This is a genomic window from Priestia megaterium, from assembly GCF_046599315.1.
In the GTDB taxonomy this organism is placed as follows: Bacteria; Bacillota; Bacilli; order Bacillales; family Bacillaceae_H; genus Priestia; species Priestia megaterium_F.
In genome coordinates, this window is record NZ_JBKIKC010000006.1 from 192,492 (window position 1) to 210,278 (window position 17,787).

The 17,787-nt window shown below is 38.0% G+C and carries 14 protein-coding genes; 10 read left to right on the plus strand and 4 right to left on the minus strand.

Translation table 11 applies throughout. The features are described from left to right. Nucleotides 1-6 precede the first annotated feature (6 nt). The gene (locus ACLHDF_RS18880; protein WP_413920224.1) at nt 7-1,020 is read right to left on the minus strand and encodes a LysM peptidoglycan-binding domain-containing protein; all 1,014 of its coding nucleotides are present in this window, start codon (nt 1,018-1,020) and stop codon (nt 7-9) included. 320 nt (nt 1,021-1,340) lie between these two features. Here ACLHDF_RS18880 and ACLHDF_RS18885 point away from each other — a divergent pair, with 320 nt between their 5' ends. From ACLHDF_RS18885 to ACLHDF_RS18895, 3 genes are all read left to right on the plus strand, one after another. Further along, on the plus strand, nt 1,341-3,872 hold the full coding sequence (locus tag ACLHDF_RS18885) for an AAA domain-containing protein (RefSeq protein ID WP_413920225.1): 2,532 nt from the start codon (nt 1,341-1,343) through the stop codon (nt 3,870-3,872). 99 nt (nt 3,873-3,971) lie between these two features. Beyond that, complete coding sequence (locus tag ACLHDF_RS18890) at nt 3,972-4,364, plus strand: B12-binding domain-containing protein (RefSeq protein WP_413920226.1); 393 nt, start codon at nt 3,972-3,974, stop codon at nt 4,362-4,364. Between the two features lie 374 nt (nt 4,365-4,738). Continuing rightward, a complete protein-coding gene (locus tag ACLHDF_RS18895; protein ID WP_413920227.1) occupies nt 4,739-5,179 on the plus strand; it encodes a hypothetical protein in 441 nt (146 codons plus the stop codon). Here the strand turns inward: ACLHDF_RS18895 and ACLHDF_RS18900 are convergent. Continuing rightward, nucleotides 5,176-8,736: a CheR family methyltransferase gene (locus tag ACLHDF_RS18900; protein WP_413920228.1), complete on the minus strand. Its 3,561-nt coding sequence runs from the start codon at nt 8,734-8,736 to the stop codon at nt 5,176-5,178. The genes ACLHDF_RS18895 and ACLHDF_RS18900 overlap by 4 nt on opposite strands. 450 nt (nt 8,737-9,186) lie before the next feature. Here ACLHDF_RS18900 and proC point away from each other — a divergent pair, with 450 nt between their 5' ends. From proC to ACLHDF_RS18925, 5 genes are all read left to right on the plus strand, one after another. Next, entirely contained in the window at nt 9,187-10,029 is an 843-nt protein-coding gene (gene proC / locus ACLHDF_RS18905) for a pyrroline-5-carboxylate reductase (protein ID WP_413920229.1), read from the plus strand. 94 nt (nt 10,030-10,123) lie between these two features. Beyond that, nucleotides 10,124-11,230 carry a glutamate 5-kinase gene (gene proB, locus ACLHDF_RS18910; protein ID WP_413920230.1) on the plus strand — a complete coding sequence of 369 codons (1,107 nt, stop codon included), beginning with the start codon at nt 10,124-10,126 and terminating at the stop codon, nt 11,228-11,230. A gap of 114 nt (nt 11,231-11,344) precedes the next feature. After that, on the plus strand, nt 11,345-12,607 hold the full coding sequence (locus ACLHDF_RS18915) for a glutamate-5-semialdehyde dehydrogenase (RefSeq protein WP_413920231.1): 1,263 nt from the start codon (nt 11,345-11,347) through the stop codon (nt 12,605-12,607). A gap of 361 nt (nt 12,608-12,968) precedes the next feature. Further along, nucleotides 12,969-13,166, plus strand: a complete 198-nt coding sequence (locus tag ACLHDF_RS18920; RefSeq protein WP_013056990.1) for a cold-shock protein — start codon at nt 12,969-12,971, stop codon at nt 13,164-13,166. A 37-nt stretch (nt 13,167-13,203) separates the two neighbouring features. Next, nucleotides 13,204-13,566, plus strand: a complete 363-nt coding sequence (locus ACLHDF_RS18925) for a VOC family protein (RefSeq protein ID WP_413920232.1) — start codon at nt 13,204-13,206, stop codon at nt 13,564-13,566. A gap of 22 nt (nt 13,567-13,588) precedes the next feature. Here ACLHDF_RS18925 and ACLHDF_RS18930 read toward each other — a convergent pair whose 3' ends face one another. Then, nucleotides 13,589-14,194, minus strand: coding sequence for an RraA family protein (locus ACLHDF_RS18930; RefSeq protein ID WP_413920233.1), 606 nt, complete (start codon nt 14,192-14,194; stop codon nt 13,589-13,591). A 569-nt stretch (nt 14,195-14,763) separates the two neighbouring features. Between ACLHDF_RS18930 and ACLHDF_RS18935 the strand changes: the two genes are divergently transcribed. Both ACLHDF_RS18935 and ACLHDF_RS18940 read left to right on the plus strand, forming a co-directional pair. After that, nucleotides 14,764-15,219: a hypothetical protein gene (locus tag ACLHDF_RS18935; RefSeq protein WP_013056993.1), complete on the plus strand. Its 456-nt coding sequence runs from the start codon at nt 14,764-14,766 to the stop codon at nt 15,217-15,219. After that, entirely contained in the window at nt 15,207-15,506 is a 300-nt protein-coding gene (locus tag ACLHDF_RS18940) for a YxcD family protein (RefSeq protein ID WP_013056994.1), read from the plus strand. The genes ACLHDF_RS18935 and ACLHDF_RS18940 overlap by 13 nt, the downstream gene beginning before the upstream one ends. A gap of 47 nt (nt 15,507-15,553) precedes the next feature. Here ACLHDF_RS18940 and ACLHDF_RS18945 read toward each other — a convergent pair whose 3' ends face one another. Then, nucleotides 15,554-17,725 carry an MMPL family transporter gene (locus tag ACLHDF_RS18945; RefSeq protein WP_413920234.1) on the minus strand — a complete coding sequence of 724 codons (2,172 nt, stop codon included), beginning with the start codon at nt 17,723-17,725 and terminating at the stop codon, nt 15,554-15,556. Nucleotides 17,726-17,787: the final 62 nt, after the last annotated feature.

Genomic DNA, 17,787 nt, shown 5'->3' on the forward strand with positions numbered 1-17,787 from the left:
TAGTGATTAATTTAAAATTTGAAGTTTTACCGTTTTGCGTCCCCAATTTAAAGCAGAGCTTTGTGATGCCATAAATAAATCAACGCGAGTACCTTTAATGGCACCACCAGTATCTCCAGCAATCGCTTCTCCGTAACCTTCTACGTATACACGAGAACCTAATGGAATCACGCGAGGATCAACTGCAATTACTTTTCGATTAGGATTTGACCTTAAATCGATGCCTGTAGCAGTGATTCCGCTGCAGCCCGCACAGTAAGCAGTATAAGCTGTTGCTTCAACCGTAATCTCTTTTGAAACCGACTTACTTTCCTGCGCTGGAGCAGGTGCCGGTGTTGAAGTCGATGGGATTGAAGGAGCAGTAGTCGCTGGCGTTGATGGTTTCGCCTGAGCTGCTGCTTGCCCACCTACTTGTAGCACTTGGTTAATATAAATTGTATTAGACGATAAGTTATTCCACTGTTTTAATTGAGAAATTGAAATGCCGTGTCGCTGTGCTACGCTCCACATTGTATCTCCAGGCTGAACTTTGTAACTTTTACTGTTGCTCGGAGCCGGGGATGTTTGTGTTTCGTTTGTTTTTTCCTGCACAGGTGCTGATGAAACCGTTCCTGCTCCGCTTATTTTTAGTACTTGATTCACATAAATTAAATGACTAGATAAATTATTCCACTCTTTTAGCTGCTGTACAGAAGTACCGTTATTTTTAGCGATACGATAAAGCGTGTCACCTGATTTTACTGTATATGTATGATTTGAAGTTGTCGTGGTTGGAGTTGAACTAGATGAAGAGTCAGTAGATGTAGAGCCGATTTTTAATGTTTGGTTTGCATAAATTAGTGTGGAAGAAAGACCGTTCCACCTTTTTAAATCTTCAACTGTTACATTATGCTGCTGTGAAATGCTAAATAACGTTTCTCCAGCTTTTACTTTATGCGTGTCTGTGTCAGCCGATGCTGCGTCTGCGATTCCAATTGATACTAAAGCTGTTGCCCCTAATGTAAAAATATGTTTTTTCATCTAATATTTCTCCTTTATTCCCAATAGTTGTCTCTTATTCTATCAGCAATATGTAACAAACTCATGACAAAAAGGTGGGTTTTATATTACAAGTTTGTAACAATACGTCTAAAGTTATAGAAAAAACGCAAAAAATCTGCAAAAAATGCACTTTTTCTACGATTATCATGAAAAAAGTCTTAATTTGTCTATAGCGATAGGGCAGTAAAAAACGTATTCTGCTTTCAAAAAAATGAAGGAGAAAGAAGCTATGCTATATTCAAATGACATGATAGAATAGACAAGTTAGAAATGAACGGATAAAAGGGAGTTAGACATCTATGAAAAAACGCTCTATCTCTTCATATTTAAAAGGATGGGTGCGTGCACTTTCCATTGAGATTAACTATATGAAGAAACACGGCGGAGAAAAGTATACGGTAGGAAAAGGAGAGTACTTAGGGCAGCAGGGGGATGCGTACCTTTACCGGTTTGAACGCACAGCCGATTTATACCTTTTCGATGGAGCCCAGGTGCGCCTTATCCACCAGCATAAAGAGAGTAAAGGAGAAGTTATCGGAACGGAAGGCTTTGATTTGTACCTTAAAACAGATACATTTATTGGACAAGAAGTAGACGAACTCGATATATATAACGAACCGTGGGAATTAGTGCAGGCTCTTATTGATAGACTTACGGAAGCGAAAGATTACAAACAAAAAGTAGTGAGAATCAAACGTCTTATGAGAGGCGATAGTCCTGTTCGTCATAAGGAGCATACGCCTAAGAATGCTCTTCATGAAGTGCTGTTACGAGCGCGTTATAACCGTACCACGTATATTTGGGGACCTCCTGGAACAGGAAAAACATACACACTTTCCAAAATTGCAGCAAGCTACTACAGGAAATCAAAGCGGATCCTTTTATTATCTCAAAGTAACGCAGCGGTGGATGGTTTGCTTCAAGAAACTGCCCGTCAGCTGAAGAAGAAAGAAGTTTGGAAAAAAGGAAAACTCATTCGATACGGAGCAACAAAAAGCAGCGGCTTAGAAAATATTAAAGTAGAAGAAGTAATTGAAGAAGATGATCCAGATTTAGCTCAGGAGATGCGTCATTTACAAGAAGAGCGAGTTTACTTAAGTAGGTACCCGAATAGAGCTCATCAACTTCAGCAAGTTAACAAAAAGCTAAGCGCCCTTCGTAACAAGTGGATTGAAGCGGAGAAAAATGTTTTTGATCAAGCTTATATTGTTGGCACTACTTTATCAAAAGCGGCTATTGACCGATTACTTTATCAAAGTGAATTTGATATGGTTGTGGTAGACGAAATTAGCATGGCGTATGCGCCGCAAATTGCTTTTGCAGCCACGTTAGGAAAACGAATTGTTGTATGCGGCGATTTTAAACAGCTTCCCCCGATATCTCAATCTTCTCACACTGAAGTGAAGAAGTGGCTGCAGCAAGATTTATTTGAACAGACGGGTCTTGTGGAACAAGTAGAAAGCGGTGAGATGCACTCCCATCTTTTTATGTTAACGAAACAAAGAAGAATGCATAAAGATATCTCAGCTTTTACAAATCGCTATATTTACAGCAACCGAGTAGCAGATCATCACTCTGTTACAAATCGAGAAGTAGTGGCAAGCAGCCGGCCGTTTGCTCATGAAGCAGCGCTTATGCTTAACATTGGTCATTTGCATTCTTCCGCTATGCGAGATGTTGCTTCTGGCTCACGCTATAATGTGATAACGGCTGTTTTGGCGGTAAGTTTGATGCTGCGAGCAAGAAAAGCTTCTTCGGCTAATCTTGGCTATGTTACCCCTTATAAGTCTCAGGCTAAATTGATTAATGCATTTCTTCAAGACATTGAACCAACTAGCGATATAATTGCAGCAACTGTACACAAATTTCAAGGTGCTGAACGAGATATAATGATTTTTGACACGGTTGATACAAAGCCGCAGTCGAAACTAGGCTTACTTTTAACAAATGAAAATAGCGACCGACTAGTAAATGTAGCGGTGACGCGTTCAAAAGGTAAATTTATTATGATTTCAGACGAAGCGTTTATCCAACAACGTGTACCAAAGGAACGAGCGTTATGGAAGTTAGTGAATCACTTTAACGAAAATCAAAAAGTATACCAACCTCAGCAATTTTTAAAAGAAGTGATTCAACATCCAAAATTAATTTGGTATCATCCATCTAACAGCAGTCAGTTAAAAAAAGACTTATCTCAAGCTCGGCAGCAGATTTTATTATGTATTCCTTATGCTTCGCTTGTCCCTCAAGAAATATGGGATATGCTGAATTTTTTTAAAGGTGAAATGACCGTTCTTACACATGAACCAAAAGAAGTTCGAATTGGCGGTGCCCGTGTCATTTCATCTGCTGTTCCGATGTCGCTGCTTATCATCGATGAATCCACTATATGGATTAATATGCCTTATGGCGGAAAGAATGAAGCGTTTATGGCAGCTAGAATTGAGTCAAAGCTAGGCGCGAAGCAGCTTATTCGGTCAATTGACTTTACGGAAGATAAAACGAGAAATCAAGAAACGAAAATGTATATAGAAACAAATAAACCGCACTACTCTTTGAGGAAGTACCTTCACAGCTGGGATCGCTGTGAATCTTGTCAGCATATGCGAGAAGTAGAGATAACAAAAAAAGGAAAAGTAAGGTTTATTTGTTATTATTGCGGGAAAACAAGTGGGGCAACACGTTTACTAATAGAAAAATATTTAAACTACGTACATGGTGTATGTAAAGCATGCAAGCAGCCGATGAACGTAGATTACGATGAAAATAAAGGCGTCTACGCATTTTGTCCATCCTGTAAAAAGGAAGTTTTGCCTAGAGACTTATTGTAACTTTAAGAAAAGAGTGTGATCTTATCGTTTACTCTCGTAATGTCGCGGCTTTAGCTGACTCTTTGCTAGAAGGAGACGTTCAAAAGAGCTGGCTGCTCATTGCTATATATAGAAGAAGGTCATTCTTCAACTAGCATATACACATTTCTGACAGAAGTGATGTATGAAATAGGGCAAAGGTGGCAAGAAAATAAAATTTCAGTAGCAGACGAGCATTTGGCTACTGCGACTTGTGATTATGTGTTAACTCGCTTTCAGCTTTCACAGCAGCCATTGCTTCAGCGTCGTCGAGCACTTCTTTTTTGCATTGAAGGAGAAGAGCATTACCTGGGGATTAAAATGATTGCAGGGCTTATAAATGAACAAGGGTGGGAAGTTAAAAACTTAGGAGCAAACTTGCCGCTACCGTTCGTTTTAAAAAGTATTGAGAAGTGGTACCCTGACGTAGTATGTTTGTCTGTCTCGCAAGTACATTTGCTGCCAGATTTATAAAATTATATTGCTGAGATTGAAAATATGCCGCAAAATCCTCTTGTATTAGTAGGCAGCAGGCTTCTCAATACGCACGATTTGTCGGCTACAGGATCTTCAAAAACCATATCATATCCAAGCCTTTAACGAATGGCTTCTAATCAACAATAAAGAAAGTTCGAAGCAAGATAAAATTCTAGTAATGGGGGAAGAAATATGATCAGTTTGCCGATTCAACATATTCCGGTTCCAATGTTTTTGCTTAATAAAGACAACGAAATAATTGAATTTACACGAAGCGTCACGAAAAACTTCCCACTGTTCAGAACTTTTTAGATTTAGTTGATGATGATAGTCAAGAAAAAGTAAAAAGAGCACTTCAGGGGAAGGAAGAAGTGCGAATAGAAGTAAATATGCGCACGTTTTCTAACCCTGTTGCTCTTTTTGATTTTCATTTCAAGCCTGAAGCCTATCATTCGCTTCATGCCGTTTTCTGCTACCCTATTCATGAACATATCACGAGCGTTCAATCAACACTTCAACAGTTTCGCTCTATGCTTACGCAAGACTCATCACAAGTAAACCAAGATTTTTCAGTAAGAGAACCAGATGTAGAAACGGCGAAAAGAATGCAGCTAGTCGATCTTCAGCGTCATTTTCGAGAAATGAAAACAAATGTGCTAACCATTCAAGACCTCCTGAGCATTATCCGCTCAGACGTAATTGAAGCAGGCAAAGGAGAATATATTGAATTGGTCTCTACACATTTGTTTGACATTCAAGATTTAATTGATCAGGAACTTGACTGCTTACGACAGAAGAACAAAGTACATTAAGAAAGCGGTAAGCGGATTTCTACCGTTGTTCCTTTTCCTTCTTCACTATCATATGAAATGCTTCCTTTATGATTACTTATGATTTTGTGACTTACCATCAATCCTAATCCCGTTCCTTTTTCTTTTGTTGTATAGAAAGGTTCGCTAATTCGTGTTAATCGATCTTTCGGCATGCCTTTTCCTTCATCTATTATTTGGATGACTACTTGATCTGTATCTGGATCAAATTTAGATACTACCAGAATAGACCCTGGGTCATCCATCGCTTCAATAGAGTTTTTCACTATGTTGATAAATACTTGTTTTATATCTTTTTCAATACAGTGAACGACGGGTAATTTTTCTTCAAAATTGGTTGAAATGGTAATGTTTTTAAGAATAGCCTGTGTATGCAACAGCGTGCACACGTCTTGAAGAATTAAATTCACCTGTTTGTTTTCATATTTTACGACTTCGGGTTTAGCTAAAATGAGCAGTTCACTAATAATCAGTTCTAAGCGGTTAAACTCTGACATCATGACATCCATATATTCTTTTTTATACGCTTCTTCTTGCATCATAAGCTGTAAAAAGCCTTTTAATGATGTAAGAGGGTTTCGTATTTCATGGGCAATGCCAGCAGCAAGCTGTTCAAGTGCTGAAAGCATCTCTGAATTTTTGAGCATCATTTCCGACTGTTTGCGCTGAGAAATGTCTTCGCTTAGCCCGATATAATGGATGATTTCATTTTGAACATTTTTAACAGGCATCAACGCTAACTGTTCCCAAACGGTTTCTCCATCCTCTTGAACGTAGGAAATTTCTCCGTTCCATTTTTCTCCTCTGTACACTTCGTTCCAAATTTTAGGGAATCTTTTAACACCCAGCTTTTTGGTATATAAGTCATAGAGATGTAGCCCAAATACCTCCTGCGGCGCATGCTTTTGTTCCATAAATTTTTGATTAATGTACTTAATTTTACCTTGATGATCCGTAATGAAAATGCCTGTAGGACTATGAGCTACTGCAAATGATGTAATAGCCAATTCTTCATTTGATCGTTTAATTTCTGTAATGTTAATAAACGTAATAACTACCCCGTTAATTAGATTCTCATTCGTACGATAAGGCATCATTTTCATGCTGTACCATTGGTTATCGTAGCTTTGAATTTCTTTTTGAAGCGTATTATTTGTTCTTAAAACATGCCTTGCATCTTCTATTAGATGATCATATCTAAAGTTATGTGAGATATGAAAGAAAGGTCTTCCGATATCTTGATGAAGAACATTGATTACTTTTTTCGTTTCGGGCGTAAATAATTTAATATTCAGTTGCTCATCTAAAAAGATGGTGGCAATAGTTGTACTAATTAATAAATTATCAATATCGTTATTTAAGTCCGTTAATTCTTCAATTTTCCGCTCGTATTGGTTGTTAACACTGATTAATTCTTCATTAACAGACTGCAATTCTTCATTTGTGGACTGCAGCTCTTCGTTAGAAGCGATCAGTTCTTCGTTCGTGGACTTTAGCTCCTCATTTGCTGTTTCTAGCTCTTCAATCGTCGTTTGCAAATGTTGTTGTGTGTAATGAAGCTCTTGTTCTAAATCTACTACAAGCTCACTAATAGAGCTTGTTTGATTAAGAAACAGGGGCTCTTCTTTATCAATAATAGCACCGTCTGTCTGTTCATCAAACATAAGTAAGTAAAGAGAGTGATTTGTTGGAAGAGCAGATATCGTAATATTAAAACGGCGCTGAACATTATTTATGACAAACTCAATGTGCTGACAGCATACGCTCATACCTTGTTCTTTTACTCGTTTAATAGCTGCTCCAATGGCTAAAGAAACGTGAACAGGAACCATTTTGAAAATAGTATAATTAATTTTCCCTATAGGAACGTTAATAAGCTGAGTTGCTTCTTTTGAACAAAATATCACTTCATTGTATTCATTTAATACAAGACAAGGACTCATAAAGTGATCAATCATTGACTGATACATCTCATCTAGTTGAAGTGAAGGAAGCGGTTTATAAAGTTGACTAGGCAGAGGCGCGCTAGAAAAATCACTTTCATGCAATTTTACTTTTGAAAGGTTAAAAGCACCTGTAATTTGCCGGCTAGCCTGTCCGGAACGCTTAAATATTTTCCACTTACTATTGATAGGACGAAACAAATCAGACAAATTGCCTGTTGTTTCACTAGGACCTAAAAAAAGTACGCCTTCTTCTGTCAAAGAAAAATGAAAAAGAGACAAGATGCGCTGCTGCAGTTCAGCTTGAAAATAAATCATCATATTTCGACAGCTAATTAAGTCGACATTTACAAATGGCGAGTCTTTTCCTATATTATGTGGAGCAAAAACAATCATTTTGCGGATTGTTTTTTTAACTTGGTAACCACCGTGTTTTGTTTGCTCAAAATATTCATTAATCTGAGCTGGTGAGAAAGAATGAACTTCCGCTTCTTCGTATATACCTTGACTAGCTCTTTTGATTGCATGACAATCGATGTCCGTAGCAAAGATTCGGACATCGAAATAACGGTTGATTGTTGATAAATAATCGTGAAGCAAAATAGCTAATGTGTATGCTTCTTGACCAGTAGAACAACCTGCTACCCAGATGCGGATTTCATCTTCTTGGCTATGAATCTTTCTTTCAATTAATTGAGGAATTACTTGTTCTTCAATAATAGAGAATGCTTCTTTATCTCTAAGAAATTGTGTAACTCCAATCAGAAGGTCTCGCTGTAGTTCGACGATTTCTTCGGCCTCTTTACATAAATAGTCCCGGTACTCTTCCATGGTTTGAGATGGGGGATCGAGTAAAGCCATTCTCTTTTCAAGTCGTCTCAACACTGTGTTTTTTTTGTACATAGAGAAGTCAATGCCTGTTTTCTTCTTTATTAATGAATAAATATATTGCAGCGTTTCTTCATTATATGTAAAATCAGTTTGACTGACATGCGTTTGCACAAGGTCAGGCATATCAGCAGGAGAAAGAATATAATCAGCAAGGTGTGCATCAATAGCGCTTACAGGCATATCTCTATACTTTGCTGTGCTTTCACCTTGTACAAGTACAGTGCCGCCGTACTCTCGTATCGTTTTTGCTCCTCCTGTTCCATCATTTCCTTTTCCTGATAAAATAATGGCTGTACACCGGTGTTTTTTTGCGGCAGCAAGAGAATGAAAAAAGGTGTCAATTGGATACTTTACCTGATCATTTTCTTCATAAGGACGAAGGCGAAGAGTATGATTAATCACGGTTACATAATGATGGGGAGGGTTTAAATAAATTGTGTTTTCTTGTAAAGTCATCCCGTCTTGTGTCAGTTCGATATTCATTCCTGTTTTCTTTGCTAAAAGTTCTGGCATAAAACTTTTATATTTAGAGGAAAGGTGCTGCACAATAATAAACGCCATTCCATTTGGTGAAGGCATATTAGCGAAAAACTGCTCAATAGCTTCTAACCCTCCGGCAGAAGCGCCAATTCCCACAACGTGTAAATCCTGTTTCTCTATTCCTTCTAAAGACGATGGAACTGTAGAAAACGAGTTGTTCTTCATAATAGAACCTCCAATAATGTTTAGACACTTCGTAGATTGTATGTCGTTTTGTCTATTTTAATGTCGACAGTACTGCGTGGTTTACATCAAAAGTAAATTTTTCTAAAAAAACCAAGATGCTGGTACATAGGTGCATTTTAGCAAACCTATTATATTGTTCAAATAATGTTTTCAAAATCCCTCTATTTTTCGTAAAAAAATTTAACGTCCAAACTATATAGTATGCCCCGATTTTCTTTATATAAACGTATTTTTATAAAAAAAATCGTTTTTTTTTGCAGAAAAATTTATTTAAAAAAGTTTTGTTTACGCTTACATACCCATAAGGTTATACGCTCAAGGAGGAAAAAAACGGTTAAATTCAACTTGACACTCTTTTTCAGCATGTTACTATAGGAACCGTTGAAAGAAACGAGAACAAAAATACGAACAAATGACAGGGGAGATTTGATGGATCAAAAACAAAAAGTTGCTTTTTTAGGTGCTGGATCGATGGCAGAAGCAATGATTTCTGGTATGGTCAATGCAAAGAAATTACCTGCTGAAAATATTATCGTAACAAATCGAAGCAATGATGCGCGACTGCACGAACTTAAAAATAGATATGGTATTAAAACCGTAAAGCGCAACGAGCTGGAAACAGACGACATTGACGTTTTTATTTTAGCGATGAAGCCAAAAGGTGCTGAAGAGGCATTAAACGAATTAAAGCCTCAAATCAACAAAGATCAGCTCGTCCTATCTGTTCTTGCAGGAATTTCCTCTTCTTACATGGAAGAGTTATTGCATAATGAACAGCAGGTCATTCGAGTGATGCCGAATACATCAGGCATGATTCAGCAATCAGCAACGGCTATATCTCCAGGTCAATATGCTGCAATGGATGCTGTGTTAACAGCAAAAGAGCTGCTTTCTGCAATTGGAAAAGTATACGTGATTGATGAGTCTCAAATGGACATTTTCACAGGAATTGCCGGAAGTGGACCCGCTTATTTTTATTTCCTTATGGAGCATATTGAAAAAGCAGCCAAAGAAGAAGGTCTCGATCCTGAGCTAGCACGTGAAATTGGCGCCCAAACCATTTACGGTGCAGCAAGAATGATGATGGAAAGAGATGAAACGCCGACGGAGCTCCGTGAAAATGTGACGTCTCCAAACGGTACAACAGCAGCTGGTTTAGACGCCTTAGCTAAACACGGCGGCGGAGAAGCAATGATGCAAGCAGTTAAAGGAGCATCAAAGCGTTCAAAAGAAATGAGTGCTCAACTACAAAAAGTGGCAAGTACTAATTAATTCGTCACTTATCTTCTTCGTGAATTCCTCACCACAAAAAAATAATCAACAATTATAAACAAAAAAACTTAAAGAACACACTAGGAGTGATTTGATGAGTCCCGACAATAAGAAGCGGGTGGTAATTAAAATTGGAAGTAGTTCATTAACAAGTTCGCACGGTGAAATCAGCAGACGGAAGCTCGAGCGCCTTGTGGACCAAGTCGTAGACTTAAAAGACAGCGGTCATGAAGTGCTATTGGTTTCATCAGGAGCTGTAGCTGCGGGATACCGCAAGCTTGGCTGCTTAGAACGCCCTAGCTCTTTACCTGAAAAACAAGCAGCTGCGTCAATCGGTCAAGGACTGTTAATGGAGGCTTATTCGGAACTGTTTCTATCACACGGATATGTTGCTTCTCAAATTTTAATTACGAGAGATGATTTTTCAGACGAAAATCGTTACAACAATGCACGGAATACGATTAATGTGCTCTTAGAACGCGGCATTGTGCCAATTGTTAATGAGAATGACACGGTAACCATCAATCGATTAAAATTTGGCGATAATGATACGCTTTCAGCCAAAGTTGCTGGATTAGTGGATTCTGACCTGCTTATTATTTTATCGGATATCGATGGGTTATACAGCGCGGATCCTCGCCAAGACCCAAGTGCAAAATTAGTTCCTCATGTAGGAGAAATCACACAAGAAATCGAAGAATCAGCAGGAGATTCAGGAAGTTCAGTTGGAACAGGCGGTATGCGCTCGAAAATTGACGCGTTCAAAATCGCTATGGCGTCGGGGATTCCAGCATTTTTAGGAAGAGCCGGCGTGCCGAACATTTTAACACAAGCAGTTGATGGCGATGCAACAGGAACGTACTTTGAATCTGAAGACGATTCTGCGAATCTTAACCAGAAAAAGCAGTGGATTGCGTTTAACTCTGGTCCTGAAGGGGAAATAGTAGTCGAAGATGCCGCAAAACATGCAATTATTGAAGACAAAGAGCCTTTACTTCGCGAGCATGTTAAGTATATTAAAGGCCACTTTAGAGAACGAGCAGTTGTACGTATTCTAGATAAAGACGAAAATGAGCTGGCTCTTGGCGTGACAAACTATTCATCTGATGAACTTGCACAGAATGAGCCAATTGATCAACCGATTGTAGACAGCGAAGGCCTGGTATGTCACTTAGAAATTCCAGTGCCAGTCGGTTTGTAAGCAAACATGCTATAAAGAAAAGGAGCCTTTCCTTTTCTTTGCATGATTGCTTTTACCTCTTATGCCTCACACTTTAAAATCAAACAAAACTAAAATGAATCCAGGAGTGATTTGGTGTTACAAACTAATGAAAAGTATTCAGTAGAAGAACAAGCTATTTTTGCAAAAAAAGCAGCTAAGCAATTAAGTTTACTAACAACAGAACAAAAAAACAATGCGCTGTTAACGATTGCTTCTACACTTGAAACCAATATGGAATATATTTTAAAAGCAAATGAAGTAGACTTAAAAAATGGGAAAGAAAAAGGTTTTGACGAAGCGTTAATGGATCGTCTTGCTCTTTCAGCGGAACGTGTAAAAGAATTTGCAAATGGTCTTCGCGAAGTTGCTGAGCTAGATGATCCAACAGGAGATATTTTATCAAGCTGGACATTGGAGAACGGTTTAGATGTGAAGCAAGTACGCGTGCCTCTGGGCGTTATCGGAATGATTTATGAAGCACGTCCAAACGTAACGGTAGATGCAACAGGGCTAGCGTTGAAATCTGGAAACGCCATTGTGTTAAAAGGCGGCTCTTCAGCTATTTCATCTAACCAAGCTATCGTGGACATCATCCATAAAGCTCTTGATGAAACTCCAATTCCTAAAGAATCGGTACAGTTTATTTCAAGTACAGATCGCGCGGCTACGCAAGAATTATTTACAATGAAAGAGCATATCGACGTGCTAATTCCGCGCGGTGGAGCTTCACTAATTCAAGCTGTCGTCAATAACGCAACGGTTCCCGTATTGGAAACGGGAGTTGGAAACTGCCATATTTATATTGATGAACAAGCTGATGTTAAGAAGGCAATTCCGATTTTGATTAACGCAAAAACAGATCGACCTGCCGTGTGTAACGCAGCAGAAACGGTTCTTGTACACAAGAAGTGGCTCCATTCTCATAAAGATGAATTAATTCAAGCATTCAACGATTACAATATTGAAGTGTATGGAGACAAAGCAGCAGTAGCTGAAATTCCTGGAGCAAAACCAGCGTCTGAAAAAGACTGGGCTGAAGAGTATTTGCGTTTAGCTATTGCGATGAAAGTAGTAGAGAGTGTGGATGAAGCTATTGATCACATTGAAACATATGGCACAAAACACTCTGAAGCCATTATTTCGGAAGATGAACAAGTCGTTTCGCGCTTTATGTCGTTAGTGGATGCAGCCGCATTATATCATAATGCATCTACGCGTTTTACTGACGGCGGAGCTTTAGGGTTTGGAGCTGAAATTGGGATTTCGACTCAAAAGCTTCATGCACGCGGGCCAATGGGACTTCCTGCGCTTACGACAATTAAATATATTATGAGTGGAAACGGACAAACTCGATAAGCATTGAAAAGCGAGCAAAATCATGTGCTCGCTTTTTTTCTTTTTACGCAAAACAAACCAAGTAAATGGAAGCTGATTTGTAAAAAATTATAAACTCTGTTATAATAGTAAAATATATAATTTTTGTGATCTTCATTTTTGTTCTTTTCAGACTATCCCGTTGTTTTAAGAAAAGCAACTGTTATCTGCTTTGTTATGACTTCATTTTATTTTAGTCTTTCAAGACGCCGTATTATTCCTCAAAGATTGATTTACGGATGTATAGTATCACTTTATCTTGCACCATTTACCACATTTACACACTAAGTTAATCTTCATTTATTATCCACTTAAAAAGTACTGTTTAAAGGAGACGATGTGTATGTATAATCGTAAAAATTTAGAGCCGGCTGTTATTGAAGAAACAAAAGTTTGGGAATGTACATCAGATACGTGTAATTGTTGGGTTCGAGATAACTTTAAAAGCGGAGACCAGCCAACTTGTCCAATTTGCAAAAGCGAAATGAAGCAAGCTGTAAAAGAACTGCAGGTTATTCATAATCCTAGAGTCATTGATTAATAACTTTTAAAAAAACGTTTTTGAAAGGGGTTTGTGGATGTTTCTAGGAATTGATCATGTTCAGCTTCTTGGTCCAGAAGGATGTGAGCAAGAAGCAATGAATTTTTATGAAAATCTTTTAGGAATGAAAACTGTTCCTAAGCCGGAAAATCTAAGGCACAGAGGCGGCATATGGTTTCAATGTGGTACTCAAGAAGTGCATATTAGTATTCAAAATGACTACATACCTGCTAAAAAAGCGCATCCTGCTTTTGTTGTGGAAGATATCAAGACGCTTAGACGTAAGTTAGCACATTCAGGTTGCATTCTTTTTGAAGAAGAGCCTATTGCAGGGAGAGAGCGTTTTTTTGTCCACGACCCGTTCGGAAATCGATTGGAATTTTTACAATATGACAAATAAAAGACCTCCAAGCGGAGGTCTTTTATTTTAGAGCTTTATCTAAATACGTATACACGGTTTCTTTGCTAATTAATACTTCTTTCTCTCTGTCTTTATCTTTTTGCCACTTTTCCTGGGCTTTTGCTAATACTTCTTTCACTTCATCCTTAGGAATGACAATGACTCCGCCATCGTCGCCTGCAATAAAATCACCAGGACGGATCTTCACGCCCCCGCAGGAAATGGTTTCATTTACCTTTCCTTTATCTTTTTTGCTACTTGCTGCGATTGTAGAGCCCTTGCAAAATACGGGGAAGTCGAGTTTTTCAATATCTTCCTGATCACGTATAACACCATCTAGTACAATGCCGTTTATTCCAACAAGCTTTACCATTGCTACGACAAAGTCCCCTGCTAAAGCACGATTACAGTAGCTTTTTCCATCAATAACGAGCACACTTCCAGGCTCTGCTATTCGAATTGCTTCAAGCACTGAATAATTATTTCCAGCGGGCGTATCTACGGTAAGAGCTGGCCCAAATAGTTTGTAATGGCGCTGCAATGGTTTAATAGAAGAATCTAAGTGGTTGGCACCTTCCATTGCATCTGATAAATTTGCTGTTGATAGTGGCAGCTGTTCATTCAACATCGTATCGCTCCTTTTTGGTTGTAGTCTATCTATACATATAAGAGAAAGCTCTTATTTATGAGAGGATAGGTAAATGGCAAGAAGTATTAACGGAAAATTGGCTATAAACGTGCCATGTTAGAAGTAAGTTTTCAGAGCCAATCCCTATGCGATTTACTATATCGTTGAGGCACTGTGTTCTGTATGGTATTCGTCATATAAGCACCTATATCCTTTATTACCAATAAGGGCGAAGTTAGGGTATAAAGCCACTATTAAAAGAGTGGAGTAACTAAAGAACTTTACAAAAGTTACTTTGGATAATGTTTTGGGCAAAGTATAAGAGAAGCTATATTTAATGAAGACGAAGGGTCTTCGTTAGTTTTATAAGCGTCCCCGATTTATACCTAAATGCTCTCATATACATACGAAATGCGTGCAAATATTTAATCCTGTGAACATTTAAAGGAGGTTGAGGCATTTTTATATAAAAAAGTGAAACCTTTTGGTATGATGAAACGTAGGAACATATATGGAAATCATATATGAAAAAACATATGTGACGTTAGTCATTTAGTGGAGGGAAAGCAATGGTAAAAAAATTATTGGCCGCATTTATCGCATTAGCGGTTGTGTTTTCACCAGTCGGTGGATCACTTATTCATGACGGTTCAAACGTAGCAAGTGCAAAAGGGTATAAATCCGGAAAGCGCTCTTTTGACAGCGGAAGCAATAACCAATCAAGCTTATTTAAAAATAATAACAGCAACTCAGTTAAGCAAAACAATACGTCTAAAAACTCATCATCTAAAAGTACAGCCGCTAGCTCAAAGCGCGGTGGCTTAATGAAAGGTCTTTTAATGGGAGGAATTGCGGGTTTATTATTTGGAAGCTTACTATCTAGCTTAGGACCATTAGGCCCGATTTTAGGCTTTATGGTAAACATGCTTGTAATCGTAGCTTTAATTCTTCTTGTAGTAAAATTATTCCAAAGTGTACGTAGCAACAAGCGTAAAAATGAGGAAGTGAAATCTTGGAGACAATAAAAATTTCTGAACAAGATATTATCAATGCGATGTGTTTGTATATCGCAGAAAAAAAACAAGTTCAACCTCAAGAAGTAGAGATTGAACTAATGTATGATGATGACTACGGTTTTTCAGCAGAGTCATATGTACATGATCGTAAGCAGGTTCATATTACTTTGAATATTATTGAAGCGCTGCGCTTTTGGCTGGATACAGAAATGAACGTAGACCCATATGCAGCAGGGCTAGAACTTGAATTAGACGATGAAGAAGGCATTATTGCTTTTGCTAAATTAAGTCGATAAACGTGTCGTCAATAAAAAATCCCGCTCAAACTGAACGGGGTTTTTTATTATGATTTTAACTGTTTGTTGGGACTGGATTTATCGCGTTTTTTAGTGAAAAACCACCAGTTGGCATCTCCAAGCAATTTCATAAGAGAAGGGACAAGAAGCATTCTGACAATCGTTGCGTCAATAAATATAGCTAAGGCAATTCCTACACCCATTTGTTTAACAGGCGTTACATCTGTAAAAGCGAAGGCTCCTGTAATTACAATCATAATTAAAGCAGCGCTTGTGATGATTTTACTAGTAGAAGCTAATCCTTCTACCGTTGCCACATTATTATCTTTAGTTTGATGATACACTTCGTGAATGCGCGAAATCAAAAAGACTTCGTAGTCCATGCTAAGCCCAAATACAAGGCCGAAAACAAAGACTGGCAGTACTAAAGCAATATTGGATTCGGTAAAACCTAAATGTCCATTTTGAAACAACCATACAAGCAAACCAAACGTAGCTGTTAAGCTTAAGATATCCATAATGATAGCTTTTAAAGGAATGAGTACAGAACGAAAAGCAATCATTAAAATGATATACGTTGAAAATAAAACAAGAGCTAAACCATACGGAGCTTTTTTATAAATTTCATCGAATATTTCTTGTTCGAATTTCGGATAACCGCCAATATGAACGGTAAAAGGTGAATGTTTACCTTTCCATTTTCGAACAAAGTCTTTCGCTTGATCTGAATTTTGGTCTGTATCTAGCGTAGCTTTCATGAGCATATAATGTCCGTTAATGAACGAATCTACAGCTGGCTTTGTCTGTGCGCTTATCTGTGGGTTTTTCAGCATAGCTTGCAGCTGATCACTTGATTTTACGTTTAAAGCGGTAGAAATAGAATCGACTTGCTTAACTAACGAATCTTCTTTTAATTGTTTTATAAAAGCAAAGGCATTTTTTAAAGGTTTTTCATTCAGCATAGCTTGCTTATCTTCTAACACAAAATATACGTCTGCTGTGTTTTTATTTATAAACGTATCGTTATACGTGTCAAAAGCTTGACGTGACTCGTATTTTGTTGGCAGCGCTTCTGAAGACGGTATTTCTAAATGCATGTCTCGAACGGGAATAAGTGCTACTAATAGAATAACGAGAGAAACAATAGTCATGGTCACAGGCTTTTTCATGACAAATGTAGCAAATGAACGCCATCTAGACTGACCGCCTTGTTCGCTGATTTTCAAGATGCGCAAACGATTAATGCGTGTACCTAATATAGCCAGTATGGAAGGAAGCAGCGTAAGAGCGGAAAGTACAGCAATAAAAACAACAGCCATTCCTCCAAGAGCAACGTTTTGAAAAATATCGACTTGAATAAACAGCATCCCCGCTAACCCAATAAAGACGCATAATCCAGAGAAGATGACCGAGCGTCCGGCTGTTTGAATCGTGATTTTTATTGCTTGTTCCACTGATTTTGTTTGAATTTCTTTTTTAAAGCGATTAATAAATAAAAGAGCAAAGTCAATACTAAGAGCTAATCCAATCATTGGAATCACGTTTAAAATAAAGATGGATAGCTCTGTATACGGATGAAAGAAATAAACAACACCCATTGCGGTAACGACGGTTACAATTCCTATCATAAGAGGGATTGCAGCGGCTATCACGCCTCCAAAAGCTAAAAGGAGCACAATTAAAGCAACAGGAATGCCAATTGCTTCCGCTTTTGCTAAATCAGCTTGGCTTGCTGTATTCATATCTTTTTCAATAATAGGACCACCGGTTAATTTTACATTAACTTCTTTTTCTTTAGCTGAAAGCTTTTTTATCTTTTCTACTCGTTTATCCATCGTTCCATCATCGTGATTAAAGTGGATAATTCCATACGCCGTGCTTCCTTTTATCATCTTGTTAGAAGCCATTGGTATGTCGACTTTCGACGCGTCTGATTTATCTTTCGCTTTTTGCATATATTGAGTGATTGTTTTCTGGAAATTTTTGTCGGAAACTCCGTCTTTTTTTTCAAACAAAACGATAATCTGAGATTCGCTAACGTCAAATTTATTAACTAAAAGCTGCTCGGTATCCTTATACATCCCTTTCATTTCAAATCCATTTCCTCCTAGCACAGAAGGAAGCTTAGCGGCATAAAAGCCAAATCCAACAATTAGGAGCATCCACAGTATTAATAAAATTTTCCTGCTCGCATATAATGCGTTCGCTACTTTATTCATATTAACCTCCAATTTTTTGTACAGTTACTAGGCTATTTTATACTAACAGTTATTGTAATTAG

Coding starts and splice junctions, on each gene's coding strand:
- ACLHDF_RS18885 (WP_413920225.1), top strand. CDS start 1,341: ATGAAAAAACGCTCTATCTCTTCATATTTAAAAGGATGGGTGCGTGCA.
- ACLHDF_RS18925 (WP_413920232.1), top strand. CDS start 13,204: ATGTTTCTAGGAATTGATCATGTTCAGCTTCTTGGTCCAGAAGGATGT.
- ACLHDF_RS18920 (WP_013056990.1), top strand. CDS start 12,969: ATGTATAATCGTAAAAATTTAGAGCCGGCTGTTATTGAAGAAACAAAA.
- ACLHDF_RS18930 (WP_413920233.1), bottom strand. CDS start 14,194: ATGTTGAATGAACAGCTGCCACTATCAACAGCAAATTTATCAGATGCA.
- proB (WP_413920230.1), top strand. CDS start 10,124: ATGAGTCCCGACAATAAGAAGCGGGTGGTAATTAAAATTGGAAGTAGT.
- proC (WP_413920229.1), top strand. CDS start 9,187: ATGGATCAAAAACAAAAAGTTGCTTTTTTAGGTGCTGGATCGATGGCA.
- ACLHDF_RS18935 (WP_013056993.1), top strand. CDS start 14,764: ATGGTAAAAAAATTATTGGCCGCATTTATCGCATTAGCGGTTGTGTTT.
- ACLHDF_RS18945 (WP_413920234.1), bottom strand. CDS start 17,725: ATGAATAAAGTAGCGAACGCATTATATGCGAGCAGGAAAATTTTATTA.
- ACLHDF_RS18900 (WP_413920228.1), bottom strand. CDS start 8,736: ATGAAGAACAACTCGTTTTCTACAGTTCCATCGTCTTTAGAAGGAATA.
- ACLHDF_RS18880 (WP_413920224.1), bottom strand. CDS start 1,020: ATGAAAAAACATATTTTTACATTAGGGGCAACAGCTTTAGTATCAATT.